General features: G+C 71.3%; 9 protein-coding genes. 4 read left to right on the top strand and 5 right to left on the bottom strand.

What is annotated here, in order from left to right; translation table 11 throughout:
- Positions 1–970: 970 nt before the first annotated feature.
- The 3 genes from SSQG_RS15090 to SSQG_RS15080 all read left to right on the top strand — a co-directional run bounded on the left by SSQG_RS15090 (position 971) and on the right by SSQG_RS15080 (position 7,726).
- Entirely contained in the window at positions 971–1,486 is a 516-nt protein-coding gene (locus tag SSQG_RS15090; RefSeq protein WP_003990644.1) for a DUF6912 family protein, read from the top strand.
- A gap of 73 nt (positions 1,487–1,559) precedes the next feature.
- Entirely contained in the window at positions 1,560–2,225 is a 666-nt protein-coding gene (locus tag SSQG_RS15085) for an HAD family hydrolase (RefSeq protein WP_003990643.1), read from the top strand.
- A 548-nt stretch (positions 2,226–2,773) separates the two neighbouring features.
- The gene (locus SSQG_RS15080; protein WP_003990642.1) at positions 2,774–7,726 is read left to right on the top strand and encodes an NAD-glutamate dehydrogenase; all 4,953 of its coding nucleotides are present in this window, start codon (positions 2,774–2,776) and stop codon (positions 7,724–7,726) included.
- A 168-nt stretch (positions 7,727–7,894) separates the two neighbouring features.
- On the opposite strand, the gene SSQG_RS15075 is transcribed toward SSQG_RS15080, so the two are convergent.
- From SSQG_RS15075 to SSQG_RS15060, 4 genes are all read right to left on the bottom strand, one after another.
- The gene (locus tag SSQG_RS15075; protein WP_003990641.1) at positions 7,895–9,541 is read right to left on the bottom strand and encodes a glycosyltransferase family 2 protein; all 1,647 of its coding nucleotides are present in this window, start codon (positions 9,539–9,541) and stop codon (positions 7,895–7,897) included.
- Positions 9,538–11,742, bottom strand: coding sequence for a CDP-glycerol glycerophosphotransferase family protein (locus tag SSQG_RS15070; RefSeq protein WP_003990640.1), 2,205 nt, complete (start codon positions 11,740–11,742; stop codon positions 9,538–9,540). Before SSQG_RS15070 ends, SSQG_RS15075 begins: the two co-directional genes overlap by 4 nt.
- A gap of 101 nt (positions 11,743–11,843) precedes the next feature.
- Complete coding sequence (locus tag SSQG_RS15065; protein WP_003990639.1) at positions 11,844–12,692, bottom strand: ABC transporter ATP-binding protein; 849 nt, start codon at positions 12,690–12,692, stop codon at positions 11,844–11,846.
- The gene (locus SSQG_RS15060; protein WP_039932767.1) at positions 12,685–13,599 is read right to left on the bottom strand and encodes an ABC transporter permease; all 915 of its coding nucleotides are present in this window, start codon (positions 13,597–13,599) and stop codon (positions 12,685–12,687) included. Before SSQG_RS15060 ends, SSQG_RS15065 begins: the two co-directional genes overlap by 8 nt.
- Positions 13,600–13,797: 198 nt before the next feature.
- Between SSQG_RS15060 and SSQG_RS15055 the strand changes: the two genes are divergently transcribed.
- On the top strand, positions 13,798–14,424 hold the full coding sequence (locus SSQG_RS15055) for a TetR/AcrR family transcriptional regulator (protein ID WP_039932766.1): 627 nt from the start codon (positions 13,798–13,800) through the stop codon (positions 14,422–14,424).
- A 9-nt stretch (positions 14,425–14,433) separates the two neighbouring features.
- On the opposite strand, the gene galE is transcribed toward SSQG_RS15055, so the two are convergent.
- The gene (gene galE, locus SSQG_RS15050; RefSeq protein ID WP_003990636.1) at positions 14,434–15,414 is read right to left on the bottom strand and encodes a UDP-glucose 4-epimerase GalE; all 981 of its coding nucleotides are present in this window, start codon (positions 15,412–15,414) and stop codon (positions 14,434–14,436) included.
- Between the last annotated feature and the right edge of the window lie 53 nt (positions 15,415–15,467).

Here is a 15,467-nt window from a genome sequence, read left to right as displayed (position 1 = left end):
GCGGGTGCGCAGGGGGCCGCGCTCGGCGAGCCAGGCAAGTTCGTCGTAGGCACGGCCCCGGGTGTGGCGGAGCATCGAGTGGACGGGGCGGTGGCCGCTCAGGACGGCGACGAGGAGGTCGGCGAAGCGGTCGGTGGGGAGGGGGCGGGGCGCGACCGGGCGTCGAGGGGACTGGGGTGGGACGCGGGGGTTGGTTGTCGTGGGGGCCGGGGTGGCCCGAGTGGGCCTGTGGGGGGTGGCGGTGGTGTGCGAGGGCGGGCCGGAGGGTGTCGCGGGGGCGGGGCGGGTGTGGGGCGAGGGCTTTGTGCGGGCGGGCGTCGAGGAGCTTGTGCGGGTGCGTGGCGTTGGGCGGATGCCCGAGGGCGTCGGCGGGCGGGTGTCTGCGGGGCGGGTGCGGAGGGCCCTGGTGCGAGGGGAGGCCGGAGGGCGGCCGCCGCCCGCAGAGGTGCGCGGGGCGCCCCCGCCAGGGGTGCGGGGAGGGGCGGTGCCGCCCGGCGTGCGGGGAGCGGAGGCATCGGGGGCTCCTGGGTGGGCGGTGCCGCCGGGGGTGAGTGGGGCGGAGGCTTTGGGGGCTCCTGGGTGGGTGGTGTCGCCTGGGGTGTGTGGGGTGGTGGTCTCTGGGTGGGAGGGCGCGGTGGCCTGAAGGCGGTGTGCCCTGGTCATGACCTTGTTCATGAGGGTCCCCGTTCGTGGGCCCGGTTGATACCGGGGAGTAACTTCGGGTTGGTGATCTTGTACGGGGTCGACGGGGGCAGGAGCAAGGAAGAGGACCCGAGGGCGGCGGGCGCTGAGATGTTCACCTATCCGGGTGGTTCAGGGGTGGAGAAGCCCATCACCGGGCGGGAGCACCGGGTGAATCCCGGGACCGGTGTGGACGCTTCCGGCGTCACGGGCCGGAACTCGAAAGGGGACGCCCCGCACGTATCCTGAAGGCCCTTCAGGATCCTTCCGACCACGAAAGCGGCCAGCCATGCGCGTCTACGTCCCCCTGACCCTCCCCGGTCTCGCCGAGGCGTACCAGACGGGTGAGCTGGGAGCCGGGCCGTTCGTCGCGTACGCGGTGACGCCCGCGCTGCGCGAGTGGTACCTCTCCGACGACATCGAGGAGCTGGAGTACGCGGCGCTGAGCCGGGCCGCGCTGGCCTCGCTGCGGCTGCTGACGGCCGAGCCGGAGGCGCCGCGGCGGCGGGTCGTGGTCGCGGTCGACGTGCCCGACCGGGACGCGAGCGCGGACCCCGACCGGGGCCTCGACCCGGCGGCGCTGGGGGAGGTGCGGGTCTCCCGTGCCGTCGCGCTGGCCAAGGCGGCGTCGGTGCACGTCGACGCGGACGACGCGGAAGCCGATGTGACGGCGGCGGCCCAGGCACTGCCGGCGGCGGACGCCGGGGACGACGACGCGCAGTTCGTCGTGGACGGGGCCGAGGACCACGAGCTGCTGTGGTTCGCCACGCAGGAGATCCCGAACCTGGTGGCGCGCGAGGCCTGAGCCACCTCCTGGCCGGGGGCGCGTTGAGGTGCCGTTCTCTTGATTGTCAGTGGGGGCGGGTACGTTTTCTGGCATGGGGACGAAGACGGCTGCGCACATTGTCTGGGACTGGAACGGGACGCTGTTCCATGACATTGACGCGATCATCGGGGCGACGAACGCGGCGTTCGCCGAGCTGGGGCTGGAGCCGCTGACGCTGGAGAAGTACCGGGAGCTGTACTGCGTGCCGGTGCCGAAGTTCTACGAGCGGCTGATGGGGCGGCTGCCGACGGAAGCCGAGTGGGAGGCCATGGACGACATCTTCCACCGGTACTACGCGGAGCACCGGGGAGCCTGTGGGCTCACGGTGGGGGCGGTGGAGCTGCTGTCGGGGTGGCGGTCGGCGGGGCACAGCCAGTCGATCCTGAGCATGTACGTGCATGAGGAGCTCGTGCCGTTGGTGCGCGGGTTCGGGATCGAGCCGCACTTCATACGGGTGGACGGGCGGACCGGGCCGTCGGGGGGCAGCAAGGCCGAGCACATGGTGCGGCATCTGGCGTCGCTGACAGGGGTGGAGCCGGGGCGGACCGTGGTGATCGGGGACGCGGCGGACGATGCGGTGGCCGCGTTGCATGTGGGGGCTCGGGCTGTGCTGTACACCGGGGGGTCACACGGGCGGGCGAGTCTGGAGGCGGTGGGGGTGCCTGTCGTGGACACGTTGGAAGAGGCTGTTGCGGAGGCGGAGCGGATCGCTGCGTAGCCAGGTGCTCGGCGTCGGGGCTGGGGGCTGGGGCTTCGCAGCCCGGCGTCGCGGGGTGCCGCCGCGCCCGCCCGTGCCGCCCCAGCGGCACAACCGCCCACAGCCAGGTGGGTGGCGCGCACTGTGCAGAACGTCAAACTTCTGGGCCTGGTTTTGTACACATACGGCTCATGACGGGGGCCCTGTAAGGAGCGATAGCCTTAGTGGCGTGATCAGCGCGATAGTTCGCGGGGACGTCGTCGTCCCTGCCCTGCGCCCGGAGAGCACGGACCACATCCGTGACCGGGCGGCGGTCGCTGGTCTTCGCGGGCGGTACGGGGCATCGATGACTCCCCGGACGCCGAGCACCACCCGGTCCGAGGCGTCGCAGAGAGAAGCCTCACACCCGTGGGTCAGCTCAAAAACGGCTCAGACACCCCCGCTCATCTCATCTTGCGGCATAGCGTCGGAACAGACCGGATACCCCGTGTCTCGACGTGACGTCGTAGGCGCAGAGACCGTACTTCCTTCTACGTCACGCAACGGCGCGCGACAGGAGCCAGAGGACAATGCAGACCAAGCTGGACGAAGCCAAGGCCGAGTTGCTCGAGAGGGCCGCCCGGGTAGCTGAGAACAGCCCGGTCGGGGGGCACCTACCGACCGGGTCGACGGGCGAGGAGACCCCAGACGCCCACGAAGCCCCCGACCGCGAGACCCTGCTCTCGTTCCTCCAGCGTTACTACCTGCACACGGCCCCATGGGACCTCTCCGACCGCGACCCGGTCGATGTCTTCGGAGCCGCCGTCTCGCACTACCGGCTGGCCGAGAACCGCCCCCAGGGCACGGCCAACGTGCGGGTGCACACTCCCACGGTGGAAGAGAACGGGTGGACCTGCAGCCACTCCGTCGTCGAGGTCGTCACCGACGACATGCCCTTCCTCGTCGACTCCGTGACGAACGAGCTGACCCGGCAGGGGCGCGGGATCCACGTCGTCATCCACCCGCAGTTCGTCGTGCGGCGCGATGTCACCGGCAAGCTCATCGAGGTCCTGTCGACCCCGGCGACCGGCGACCTCCCGCACGACGCGCACGTCGAGTCCTGGATCCACGTCGAGATCGACCGGGAGACCGACCGGGCCGATCTGAAGCAGATCACCGTCGACCTGCTCCGCGTGCTCTCCGACGCCCGTGAGGCCGTCGAGGACTGGAGCAAGATGCGGGAATCGGCGATCCGGCTGGCGGAGGGGCTGCCGGACGAGCCCATCCCCGGTGACCTGCCCGGCCCTCAGGTCGAGGAGGCCCGCGAGCTGCTGCGCTGGCTGGCCGACGACCACTTCACCTTCCTCGGCTACCGCGAGTACCAGCTGCGCGAGGACGACTCGCTGGCCGCCGTGCCCGGCACCGGCCTCGGCATACTGCGCGCGGACCCGCACCACGCCGACGAGGAGAGCCACCCGGTCAGCCCGTCCTTCGAGCGACTGCCCGCCGACGCCCGGGCCAAGGCGCGCGAGCACAAGCTGCTCGTGCTGACCAAGGCGAACAGCCGGGCGACCGTGCACCGGCCGTCGTACCTGGACTACATCGGGGTGAAGAAGTTCGACGCCGACGGCAACGTCGTCGGCGAGCGGCGCTTCCTCGGACTGTTCTCCTCCGCCGCCTACACCGAGTCCGTGCGCCGGGTCCCGGTCATCCGGCGCAAGGTCGAGGAGGTCCTGGAGAAGGCCGGGTTCTCGCCCAACAGCCACGACGGGCGCGATCTGCTCCAGATCCTGGAGACGTACCCGCGCGACGAGCTCTTCCAGACCCCGGTCGACGAGCTGCGGTCCATCGTCACCTCCGTGCTCTACCTCCAGGAACGCAGGCGCCTGCGGCTCTATCTGCGCCAGGACGAGTACGGGCGCTACTACTCCGCCCTCGTCTACCTCCCGCGCGACCGGTACACCACGGCCGTCCGTCTGCGGATCATCGAGATCCTGAAGGAGGAGCTCGGCGGCATCAGCGTCGACTTCACGGCCTGGAACACCGAGTCGATCCTGTCCCGGCTGCACTTCGTGGTCCGGGTCCCGCAGGGCACCGAGCTGCCGGAGCTGTCCGACGCCGACAAGGACCGCATCGAGGCCCGGTTGGTGGAGGCCGCCCGCTCCTGGGAGGACGCCTTCGCCGAGGCGCTCAACGCCGAGCTCGGCGAGGAGCACGCGGCAGAACTGATGCGCCGGTACGCGCACGCCTTCCCCGAGGGCTACAAGGCCGACCACAACCCCCGTGCTGCGGTCGCCGACCTCGTCCACCTCGAACAGCTGCACGCCGAGGAGGGCCGCGACTTCGCGCTCAGCCTGTACGAGCCGGTCGGCGCCGCCCCCGAGGAGCGCCGCTTCAAGATCTACCGCACGGGCGACGCGATCTCCCTTTCCGCCGTGCTGCCGGTCCTCAACCGGCTCGGCGTCGAGGTCGTCGACGAGCGGCCGTACGAGCTGCGCTGCTCGGACCGCGGTGTGGCGTGGATCTACGACTTCGGGCTGCGCATGCCCCGCGCGAACGGCGGCGGGGACTACTTCGGCGACGACGCCCGCGAGCGGTTCCAGGACGCCTTCGCGGCCACCTGGACCGGCGAGGCGGAGAACGACGGCTTCAACGCCCTGGTGCTGAGCGCGGGGCTGTCCTGGCGCCAGGCGATGGTGCTGCGGGCCTACGCGAAGTACCTGCGCCAGGCCGGGTCGACGTTCAGCCAGGACTACATGGAGGACACCCTCCGCAACAACGTCCACACCACCAGGCTGCTCGTCTCCCTGTTCGAGGCGCGGATGTCGCCGGACCGGCAGCGCGCGGGGCACGAGATCGTGGACGCCCTCCTCGAAGAGGTCGACGCGGCCCTCGACCAGGTCGCGAGCCTGGACGAGGACCGGATCCTCAGGTCCTTCCTCACGGTCATCAAGGCGACGCTGCGGACGAACTTCTTCCAGGAGGCCGCGGGCGGCAAGCCGCACGCGTACGTCTCCATGAAGTTCGACCCGCAGGCCATCCCGGACCTGCCCGCGCCGCGCCCGGCGTTCGAGATCTGGGTGTACTCGCCGCGCGTCGAGGGCGTGCACCTGCGCTTCGGCAAGGTCGCGCGCGGTGGTCTGCGCTGGTCCGACCGGCGTGAGGACTTCCGCACCGAGATCCTCGGCCTGGTCAAGGCGCAGATGGTGAAGAACACCGTCATCGTGCCGGTCGGCGCCAAGGGCGGCTTCGTCGCCAAGCAGCTGCCCGACCCGAGCGTCGACCGCGACGCGTGGCTGGCCGAGGGCGTGGCCTCGTACAAGACGTTCATCTCGGCGCTGCTCGACATCACCGACAACATGGTGGCCGGCGACGTCGTGCCCCCGGCGGACGTCGTCCGGCACGACGGGGACGACACCTACCTGGTCGTCGCCGCCGACAAGGGCACCGCGACCTTCTCCGACATCGCCAACGGGGTCGCCGAGAAGTACAACTTCTGGCTCGGCGACGCCTTCGCCTCCGGCGGCTCGGCCGGCTACGACCACAAGGGCATGGGCATCACCGCCCGCGGCGCCTGGGAGTCCGTCAAGCGGCACTTCCGCGACATGGGCGTGGACACCCAGACCGAGGACTTCACGGTCGTCGGCATCGGCGACATGTCCGGTGACGTGTTCGGCAACGGCATGCTGCTCTCCGAGCACATCCGCCTGGTCGCCGCCTTCGACCACCGGCACATCTTCATCGACCCGAACCCGGACGCCGCCACCTCCTACGCCGAGCGCCGCCGTCTGTTCGAGCTGCCCCGCTCCAGCTGGGAGGACTACAACAAGGAGCTGCTGTCGTCCGGCGGCGGCATCTTCCCGCGCACGGCCAAGGCGATCCCGGTCAACGCGCACATCCGCGAGGCCCTCGGCATCGAGGCCAAGGTCACCAAGCTGACCCCGGCCGACCTGATGAAGGCGATCCTCCAGGCCCCGGTGGACCTGCTGTGGAACGGCGGCATCGGCACGTACGTCAAGTCCTCGACCGAGTCGAACGCGGACGTCGGCGACAAGGCCAACGACGCCATCCGCGTCGACGGCGGGGACCTGCGCGTCAAGGTCGTCGGCGAGGGCGGCAACCTGGGCCTGACCCAGCTCGGCCGGATCGAGTTCGCGCTGCGGGGCGGCCGGATCAACACCGACGCCATCGACAACAGCGCGGGCGTGGACACCTCCGACCACGAGGTGAACATCAAGATCCTGCTCAACGGCCTGGTCGCGGACGGCGACATGACCGTCAAGCAGCGCAACAAGCTGCTCGCCGAGATGACCGACGAGGTCGGCCGTCTGGTGCTGCGCAACAACTACGCGCAGAACACGGCGATCGCCAACGCCCTCGCCCAGTCCGGCGCCATGCTCCACGCCCAGCAGCGCTTCATGAAGCACCTGGTCAGGGAGGGACACCTCGACCGGGCGCTGGAGTTCCTGCCCACCGACCGGCAGATCCGCGAGCGGCTCGCCCAGGGCCAGGGGCTGACGGGCCCGGAGACGGCCGTACTGCTGGCGTACACGAAGATCACGGTCGCCGAGGAGCTGCTGCACACCTCGCTGCCCGACGATCCGTACCTGAGCACCCTGCTGCACGCCTACTTCCCGACCCAGCTGCGCGAGCAGTTCCCGGAGTACCTCGTCAGCCACCCGCTGCGCCGTGAGATCACCACGACCGTGCTGGTCAACGACACGGTCAACACGGGTGGTACGACGTATCTGCACCGGCTGCGCGAAGAGACCGGGGCATCGCTGGAGGAGATCGTGCGGGCGCAGACCGCGGCCCGGGCGATCTTCCGTCAGTCCCCGGTGTGGGACGGGGTGGAGGCGCTCGACAACAAGGTCGAGGCCGAGGTCCAGACCCGCATCCGGCTGCACGCGCGGCGCCTGGTGGAGCGGGGGACGCGCTGGCTGCTCAACAACCGGCCGCAGCCGCTGCAGCTGGCCGACACCGTCGACTTCTTCGCCGAGCGCGTGGAGCAGGTCTGGGCGCAGCTGCCGAAGCTGCTGCGGGGCGCCGACCTGGAGTGGTACGGCAAGATCTACGACGAGCTGACGGGCGCCGGTGTCCCGGACGAACTCGCCACGCGTGTGGCCGGGTTCTCCTCCGCCTTCCCGACGCTCGACATCGTCTCGATCGCCGACCGCATGGGCCGGGAGCCGCTGGACGTCGCCGACGTGTACTACGACCTCGCCGACCGGCTGCGGATCACCCAGCTGATGGACCGCATCATCGAGCTGCCGCGTGCCGACCGGTGGCAGTCCATGGCCCGTGCGGCGATCCGTGAGGATCTGTACGCGGCGCATGCGGCGCTGACGGCCGATGTGCTGGCGGTGGGGAATGGCAGTTCTACGCCTGAGCAGCGGTACAAGGCGTGGGAGCAGAAGAACGCGGCGATTCTTGGGCGGGCTCGGACCACGCTGGAGGAGATTCAGGGGTCCGAGGCGTTCGATCTCGCGAATCTGTCGGTGGCGATGCGGACGATGAGGACGTTGCTGCGGCAGCATTCGTAGCGGGTACGAGAACGTTGGGACGCCCCGGGCCGGTGACGGTCCGGGGCGTTTCTGCTTGGGGCGGGCCGTTGCGCAGCCCGGCGTTACGGGGTGCCGCTGCGCCCACCCGTGCCGCCCCAAGCGGCACGACTGCCCGCAGCTGAGTGGGGCCGGCGGCCGCAGTTGGGGCTACCTCAGGGCGCTTGCCACCAGTTGTGCTGCCTTCTTCAGGCGAGGGTTCGCCAGGCGGTGGGTCAGTGGGCGGATCACTCTTGCCGTCGTTCCCACTGGCTGCCAGCGGATCTGTAGGCGGCCGGGGCCGTGGCCCTCGGGTTCCAGGGTCAGGCGGTGGTGGGGGACGTGGGTCGTCGACGTCGGGAAGGTCAGGGGGGCCAGCAGCAGGCCCGTGTGGGACAGGCCCTGGTGTTCCAGGCGGAGCACCGGGTGGCGGATTCCGGCGAAGCCCTGGAGGGGGAGGTGTGCCGCCGCGAGGTCGAGGCGGGCGTGGCCCTCGAAGACGCCGGGGCGGACGGGGGAGAGACGGAACGGGACGTGCAGGCGGCGCCTGCCGGGGGTGATGAGGAGGGTCGCGCGGTGGGGGCCCACCGGCAGGCGCAGGGCCGGGTCGTACGTGCGGATGGTGAGGTCGACTGAGGCGCCCGGGCCCGGGGTGAGCTCCGTGATCTCGTGGCGGAACTGGGCGCCCGGGAAGGGGCAGGTGTCGAGCTCCAGCTCCGAGACGTCCAGTTCGCGGCGGGACCGGTCCGACTCGGGGACCTCGGCGCCCCAGTAGGTGCGGCCGTCCCCGTCCGGCGTCACCTGCCTGGGGGCCACGCCGTGCCCCAGGCCGCGCGCCGCCAGCCGCGCGTCCGCCAGGCGGCGGTCCCGGATCAGCTGGATGACGACGCGTTCGGCGCGCGGGAGGCGGGCGAACGCGCCGGGTGCGAGGGTGTCGAGGTACGGCGTGACCAGGTCGGCGAACGACGACAGCCACTCCTCGTCCCGGTAGGGCAGGTCACCGGCGTACATCCGGAAGTCGTGCTTGAGGAACTTGTGGTCCTTGTCCTCCCGCAGCGACCCGTGCCCGCTCTCGGCGAGGAACGCGTCGATGAGGTGCTGGACGTGGATGCGGTCGCGGACGTTGGCGAGCTTGTGCCGCTGGTTCGAAATCGACGCCGACTCCGATGCCGCGAACGGCGCCACGTACCAGCGGTAGACCGGTTCCGGGATGATCGTGAAGCGCTTGGCCAGGCAGTACGCCTGCGCCGAGAACAGCTGGTCCTCGTAGTGGATGCCCTCGGGGAAGCGCAGGTCGTGCCGGTCGAGGAAGGCGCGCGCGTACATCTTGCTGGTGGAGAGGTGCTCGAAGAACAGACGCGGGTCGGCCTCGATGCCGTCGAGGGTGCGGCGTTCGGCGACCAGGTGTGGCATCCAGGTCGAGCGGCGGCCGTTGTCGACCCGGACGCGCTGCACCGCTCCCATCGCGAAGTCGATCTCGCGTTCGCGGTGCGCGCTGAGCAGCAGTTCGACGGCGTTGCCGGGGAGTTCGTCGTCGCTGTCGAGGAACATCAGGTAGGGGGCCCGGGCGATCTCCAGCGCGCGGTTGCGGGGGACGCTGCAGCCGCCGCTGTTCCGCTCCAGGCGGAGGTGGCGCACGCGGGGGTCCTGAGCGGCCAGGCGCCGGGCGACCTCCGGGGTGCCGTCCGTGGAGTGGTCGTCGCTGATGACGATCTCCAGGTTGGCGTGGGTCTGCCGGCGGACCGAGTCGACCGCGCGGACGAGGCGTTCGGCGTCGTTGTAGACGATGACCGTCACGGTGACGTCGGGGGTGCTCATGCGGTCGCCTCCTGCGGTGTCGGGGCGGGGGTGCGGTCCTCGATCGGCAGCACCGGCGGCAGGGACCGTTCGTCCTGGCCGAGGAAGACCCGGCGGACCACGCGTTCGGCGGCGCGCCCGTCGTCGTACTCGCAGAACCGGCGCCGGAAGACGGCCCGGTTCTTGGCCGCGCTCTCGTCGTGCCATGCCTCGGTGGTGAGGATCTCCGCCAGCTCCTGCTGGGTGCGGGCCACCGGGCCCGGGGCCTCGGCCATCAGGTCGAAGTAGACGCCGCGGGTGGTGCGGTACGTCTCCCAGTCGTCGGCGTGGATCACGATCGGGCGGTCGAGGTTGGCGTAGTCGAACATGATCGAGGAGTAGTCCGTGACCAGGGCGTCCGCCGCCAGGCACAGCTCCTCGACCGGGTCGTAGGAGGAGACGTCGATGATCCGGCCCGTGCGGCGCAGGTGGGTGAGCGGGGAGGCCGCGCCGCCGTAGAAGTAGTGGCCGCGGACGAGGAGGACCGTGTCGTCGCCGAGGCGGTCGGCGAGGGCGGCCAGGTCCAGGCGCGGGGTCCAGCCGGCCTCGTAGTCGCGGTGGGTGGGCGCGTAGAGGACGGCACGGCGGCCCGGCGCGATGCCGAGGCGGTCGCGGATCGCGCGGATGTCCTGCGCGCCGGCCCGGTAGTAGACGTCGTTGCGCGGGTAGCCGTGGTCGAGGCTGACGTAGCGCGAGGGGTACGCGCGCTCCCACATGCGGGTGGTGTGGCTGTTGGCGGAGACGCTGTAGTCCCACTTGTCGACGCGTTCCAGCAGGGCGCGGAAGTCCAGGCCCTGCGCGGCGGCCGGGTACGCCATCTGGTCCAGGCCCATGCGCTTGAGGGGCGTGCCGTGGTGGGTCTGGACGTGGATCGCGTCCGGGCGTTTGACCACCGCGTTGGGGAAGTTGACGTTGTTGACGAGGTATCTGGCGGTCGCCAGCACCTCCCAGTAGCGGCGGGTGCCGGGGACGACGTGGTCGGTGCCGGGCGGGAGGAGGGCCGCGTTCTCCCGGGTCACCACCCACACCGGGTGGACCCGCGGGGCGAGTTCGGCGAGCTCGGCGGCGATCGCGGCGGGGTTGCAGGCGACGCCGCGGTTCCAGTACGCCGCGAACACCGCCAGGTCGGGGTCGACCGGGCGGCTGAGCGCCCTGCGGTACTGGTGGTCGCGGAGCCTGGTGCCGACCTGGCGCCCGTGGGCCTGTACGGCCGACTGGGCGGTGCGGCGGGTGCGGTTGACGGTCTGGAAGGCCCGGTACTTGGCGTAGGCGTCCTGTTCGAGCAGGGAGCGGCGGACGCCTTCGAGTCCGGCGGGGCGCCGGTAGCCCTCGGGGCGGCGGCGCAGGGCGGCCAGGGACGCCCGCCGGAAGAACTCCCGTGCGACCTTCTCCTCCATGCCGCCGCGGGCGAAGGTGCGCAGGCAGTCGCGGACCATCACGTCGTAGAGCGCGGCGTGGGCGGCGCGGCGGTCCCGGGTGAGGTCGTGGAGCGACTCGTAGCGCTCCACGAGGCCGTAGCGCTGTTCGGGAGTGGGCGGGGGCAGGCTCGCCGGACGCAGTCTGCGGTCCTCGTAGGCGACGTGCGGCAGACAGGCGACGCGATCGGCGAGCAGCAGGGCGGCCAGCGTGGCATACGGCTCGTCGTCGGTGGTGAGCCGCTGCTCGTGCGCCCGCCAGAAGCCGGCGCGCAGGACGCGGGTGCCGAGCAGGGGGGTGAGGCGCAGCAGGTGCGCGCAGTCGTCCAGGGGCACGTCGGCACGGCCGGTCCGGGCGAGCAGGGAGCCGTCCGGGGAGGGCATGCCGGAGGTGCGCCAGGTGCTGCGGACGTGGTCGAGGAGCAGGACGTCCACCTCGGCGGGCAGCTCGGCCAGCCGCTCGGCGACCGTGCGCGGGGCGCCGGCGGGCAGGCCGTCCTTGGCGTGCACGAAGTGCAGCCAGCGTCCGGACGCCCGCGCCGCGCCCGCGGCCCGGGCCGCGGCGTCGCCCGTGTGCTCCGGGAGCGGCAGGACGCGCAGGCCGGGGATGTCGGGGGTGTGCCGCTCGGCCGTCTCGCGGGCCCAGTCGCCGACCGCGGCCACGATCAGCTCGGCGTCCGGGAAGGGGTGGGCGGCGAGGGAGTCGAGGAGTTCCGTCAGATGGTCCTGAACGTTGGGCCCGTGGACGATGACGCTGAGCTCGGCCATCACGGGGACTCCTTCGTCTCGTCGCGCCTCACGTCGCGCCGGGCACACCGTATTCGGTCATGGTGCCATCAATGCGACAAAACGGCCGACCGGGGCGCGCCTCACGAGGGAACGGGGACCTTGGCCGCCGCCTTCGGCTTCGGCTTCGGCTTGGGCTTCGCGGACTTGTCCCCCGTGAACGCCTCGTACTCCTTGAGGACGTCCTCCGTCGGCCCGTCCATGAGCAGCTCGCCGCGCTCCAGCCACAGCACCCGGTCGCAGGTGTCGCGGATGGACTTGTTGTTGTGGCTGACCAGGAACACCGTTCCGGCGTGCTTGCGCAGCTCGCGGATGCGCTCCTCGGAGCGCTTCTGGAAGGAGCGGTCGCCGGTGGCCAGGGCCTCGTCGATCAGCAGCACGTCGTGGTCCTTGGCGGCGGCGATGGAGAACCGCAGCCGGGCGGCCATGCCGGAGGAGTACGTGCGCATCGGCAGCGTGATGAAGTCGCCCTTCTCGTTGATGCCCGAGAAGTCGACGATCTCCTGGTAGCGGTCCCTGACCTGCTCGCGGGACATGCCCATGGCCAGGCCGCCGAGGTGCACGTTGCGTTCGCCGGTCAGGTCGTTCATCAGGGCCGCGTTGACGCCGAGCAGGGAGGGCTGGCCGTGGGTGAAGATGCGGCCGTTCTCCACGGGGAGCAGCCCGGCGACGGCCTTCAGCAGGGTGGACTTGCCGGAGCCGTTGGTGCCGATCAGGCCGATCGCCTCGCCCTTGTAGGCGACGAAGGACACGTCCCGCACGGCGTGCACCCGGCGCACGCCCGCCGCCTTCTCGGTCTGCTTGCGGCGCATGATGCGGTTGAGGGCGGCGGTGGCGGAGCCGCGTCCGGCGCCGGTGCCATTGACCCGGTAGACGATGTCGACGCCGTCGGCGACGACGGTGGGGATCCTGTCGTTGGTGTTGTCAGCCACGGCCGTAGGTCTCCTCAGCCTTCCAGAAGTAGATGAAGCCGCCGACCCCGGCGACCAGGGCCCAGCCGACGGCGATCGCCCACACGTGGGCGGGGAGCTGGCTCGCGTGGAAGCTGTCGATCAGGGCGAAACGCATCAGGTCGATGTAGACGGCGGCCGGATTGGCCGCCAGCGCGAGCGTCACCGCGTGGGGCAGGCTGTCCTTGTCCGCCAGCTTGTCGATGCTCCACATGACGCCCGACACGTACATCCAGGTGCGCAGCACGAAGGGCATCAGCTGGGCGATGTCGGGGGTCTTGGCGCCCATCCGGGCCATGACCATGGAGACGCCCGCGTTGAACGTGAACTGCAGGGCCAGCACCGGCAGCGCCAGCAGCCAGGACACGCCGACCGGCACGCCGAAGCAGAGCAGGATGACGACCAGGGCGGCCATCGAGAACAGCAGCTGCTGGAGCTGCTGGAGGCAGAACGACAGGGGCAGCGCGGCGCGCGGGAAGTGCAGGGCGCGGACGAGGCCGAGGTTGCCGGAGATGGCGCGGGTGCCCGCCATGATCGAGCTCTGCGTGAACGTCCAGATGAACACGCCCGTGACCAGGAACGGGATGTAGTCCGGCACGCCGTGCTTGGTGCCGAGCAGGACACCGAAGATGAAGTAGTAGACCGCCGCGTTCAGCAGCGGGGTCATCACCTGCCAGACCTGGCCGAGCTTCGCCTGGCTGTACTGGGCGGTGAGCTTGGCCGTGGCGAACGCGGTGATGAAGTGGCGGCGGGCCCACAGCTGCCGGACGTACTCGGGCAGCGAGGGGCGGGCGCCGCTGACGGAGAGGCCGTGGCGGGCGGCCAGGGCCGCGAGGTCTCCGCCGGCCGGGGGTGGTGTCTGGGGCGGTGTGTCGAGGACCTGGCTCACATCCGCTGCTTTCACTCGGGGGGAGGGGGTGGGGCCGATGGGACCCATGGGGCGTGAAGAGAGCCGGGGAGGGGGTGGTCTTCACCGGACTCTTCACGACTTCTTACGTCGGGACGGGACCGTATCGTCGTAACGCGAGCGTACGACGGAGCTACGTCGGAACGCAACCGTTTCGTCGTGACGCCCTATGCTGTCGGAATGACGACGAAGCCCGACGAGCCCCAGCAGCCCGCGCGCCGCCGGGCCCCCGCGGGGGCGGCCGTACTGCGACAGGACGTGACGGAAGCCATCCGGGCGGCCGTCTTCGAGGAGCTCGCGGCCGTCGGCTACGCGCGGATGTCCATCGAGGGGATCGCGCGCCGGGCGGGCGTCGGGAAGACGGCGGTGTACCGCCGCTGGCGCTCGAAACTGCACCTGGTCCTCGACATCGTCTCGGCGCTCGCCGTGCAGGGCCTGCCCGCGCCGGACACCGGCTCCCTGGAGGGCGACCTGCGGCTGCTCTACGAGGTGACGTCCCGCGCGCTGCGCCACCCCGTCGCCTCGCAGGTCATCCCCGACCTCCAGGCCGAGGCGGCCCGCAACCCCGAGATCGCCGACGCCCTCCAGAAGGCCTTGCGCGAGGGCCAGGACGGCGTCGCCACCGGCATCGTCACGGCGGCGGCGGAGCGCGGCGAACTCCGCAGGGACATCGACCGCGACCTGGCCCTCGACCTGATCTCCGGGCCCCTGTACTGGCGCTCGGTGGTGATCCGCAGCCCGAAGCTGCCCAAGGGGTACCTGGGATCGCTGGCCCGGGCCACGGCGCAGGCGCTGAAAGCGCTGTAGGAGCCTGCGTCAGCTCCGGCCCGCCTCCGGGTGCAGCCGCACCCAGCCCGCCCACGCCGACGTGATCATGTCCTGGACGTCGTGCCGGGCCTTCCAGCCCAGCTCGGTGGCGGCCCGGTCGGCGGAGGCGACGACGCGCGCGGGATCGCCCGGGCGGCGGGGCGCCACCGTGGGCGGCCGGTGGTAGCCGGTGACCGTGTTGATGCCCTCGATCATCTCGCGGACGGAGACGCCCTCGCCCCGGCCGATGTTGAGCGTGAGCTCCCGGCCCGGGGAGGAGCGCAGGGCGCGGGCCGCCGCGACATGGGCCTCGGCCACGTCCACGACATGGATGTAGTCGCGCACGCAGGTGCCGTCCGGGGTCGGGTAGTCGTCGCCGAAGACTCGCGGCGGCGCACCCTCGGTGAGCTTCTCGAAGACCATGGGGACGAGGTTGAACACACCGGTGTCCGCGAGCTCGGGGCTCGCCGCGCCCGCCACGTTGAAGTAGCGCAGGCATGCCGTGGACAGCCCGGTCGCCCGGCCCGTCGCGCGCACCAGCCACTCACCGGCCAGCTTCGTCTCCCCGTACGGGGACATCGGCAGGCACGGCGTCTCCTCCGTGACCAGATCCACGTCCGGCATGCCGTACACCGCAGCCGAGGAGGAGAAGACGAGGGACGGCACCCGCGCCGCCGTCACGGCCTCCAGCAGGGTCCGCAGGCCCTCCACGTTCTCCCGGTAGTAGTGCAGCGGCCGGTCGACCGACTCTCCCACCTGCTTCTTCGCCGCAAGGTGCACGACGCCCGTGACCGAGTGGTCCGCGAGGACGCGCGCGAGCCGCTCGGCGTCCAGGGTCGATCCCACCACCAGCGGCACACCGTCGGGCACGCGCTCCGTGATGCCGGTGGACAGGTCGTCGTACACCACCGCCTGTTCACCCGCCGTGGTCATCGCCCGTACGACGTGCGCACCGATGTAGCCGGCGCCGCCGGTGATCAACCAGGTCATGTGGGGCCGTCCCCTCGTCAGTCGTCCCGTGCCGGTGTCGCGTGCTCGCGGTC

It is taken from the genome of Streptomyces viridochromogenes DSM 40736, assembly GCF_000158955.1.
GTDB classification, from domain to species: domain Bacteria; phylum Actinomycetota; class Actinomycetes; order Streptomycetales; family Streptomycetaceae; genus Streptomyces; species Streptomyces venetus.
The sequence above is the reverse complement of the archived record's forward strand: the minus strand, read 5'-3'. Positions and strand labels throughout refer to the sequence as shown.

Coding starts and splice junctions, on each gene's coding strand:
- SSQG_RS15090 (WP_003990644.1), top strand. CDS start 971: ATGCGCGTCTACGTCCCCCTGACCCTCCCCGGTCTCGCCGAGGCGTAC.
- SSQG_RS15085 (WP_003990643.1), top strand. CDS start 1,560: ATGGGGACGAAGACGGCTGCGCACATTGTCTGGGACTGGAACGGGACG.
- SSQG_RS15070 (WP_003990640.1), bottom strand. CDS start 11,742: ATGGCCGAGCTCAGCGTCATCGTCCACGGGCCCAACGTTCAGGACCAT.
- SSQG_RS15075 (WP_003990641.1), bottom strand. CDS start 9,541: ATGAGCACCCCCGACGTCACCGTGACGGTCATCGTCTACAACGACGCC.
- SSQG_RS15080 (WP_003990642.1), top strand. CDS start 2,774: ATGCAGACCAAGCTGGACGAAGCCAAGGCCGAGTTGCTCGAGAGGGCC.
- galE (WP_003990636.1), bottom strand. CDS start 15,414: ATGACCTGGTTGATCACCGGCGGCGCCGGCTACATCGGTGCGCACGTC.
- SSQG_RS15055 (WP_039932766.1), top strand. CDS start 13,798: ATGACGACGAAGCCCGACGAGCCCCAGCAGCCCGCGCGCCGCCGGGCC.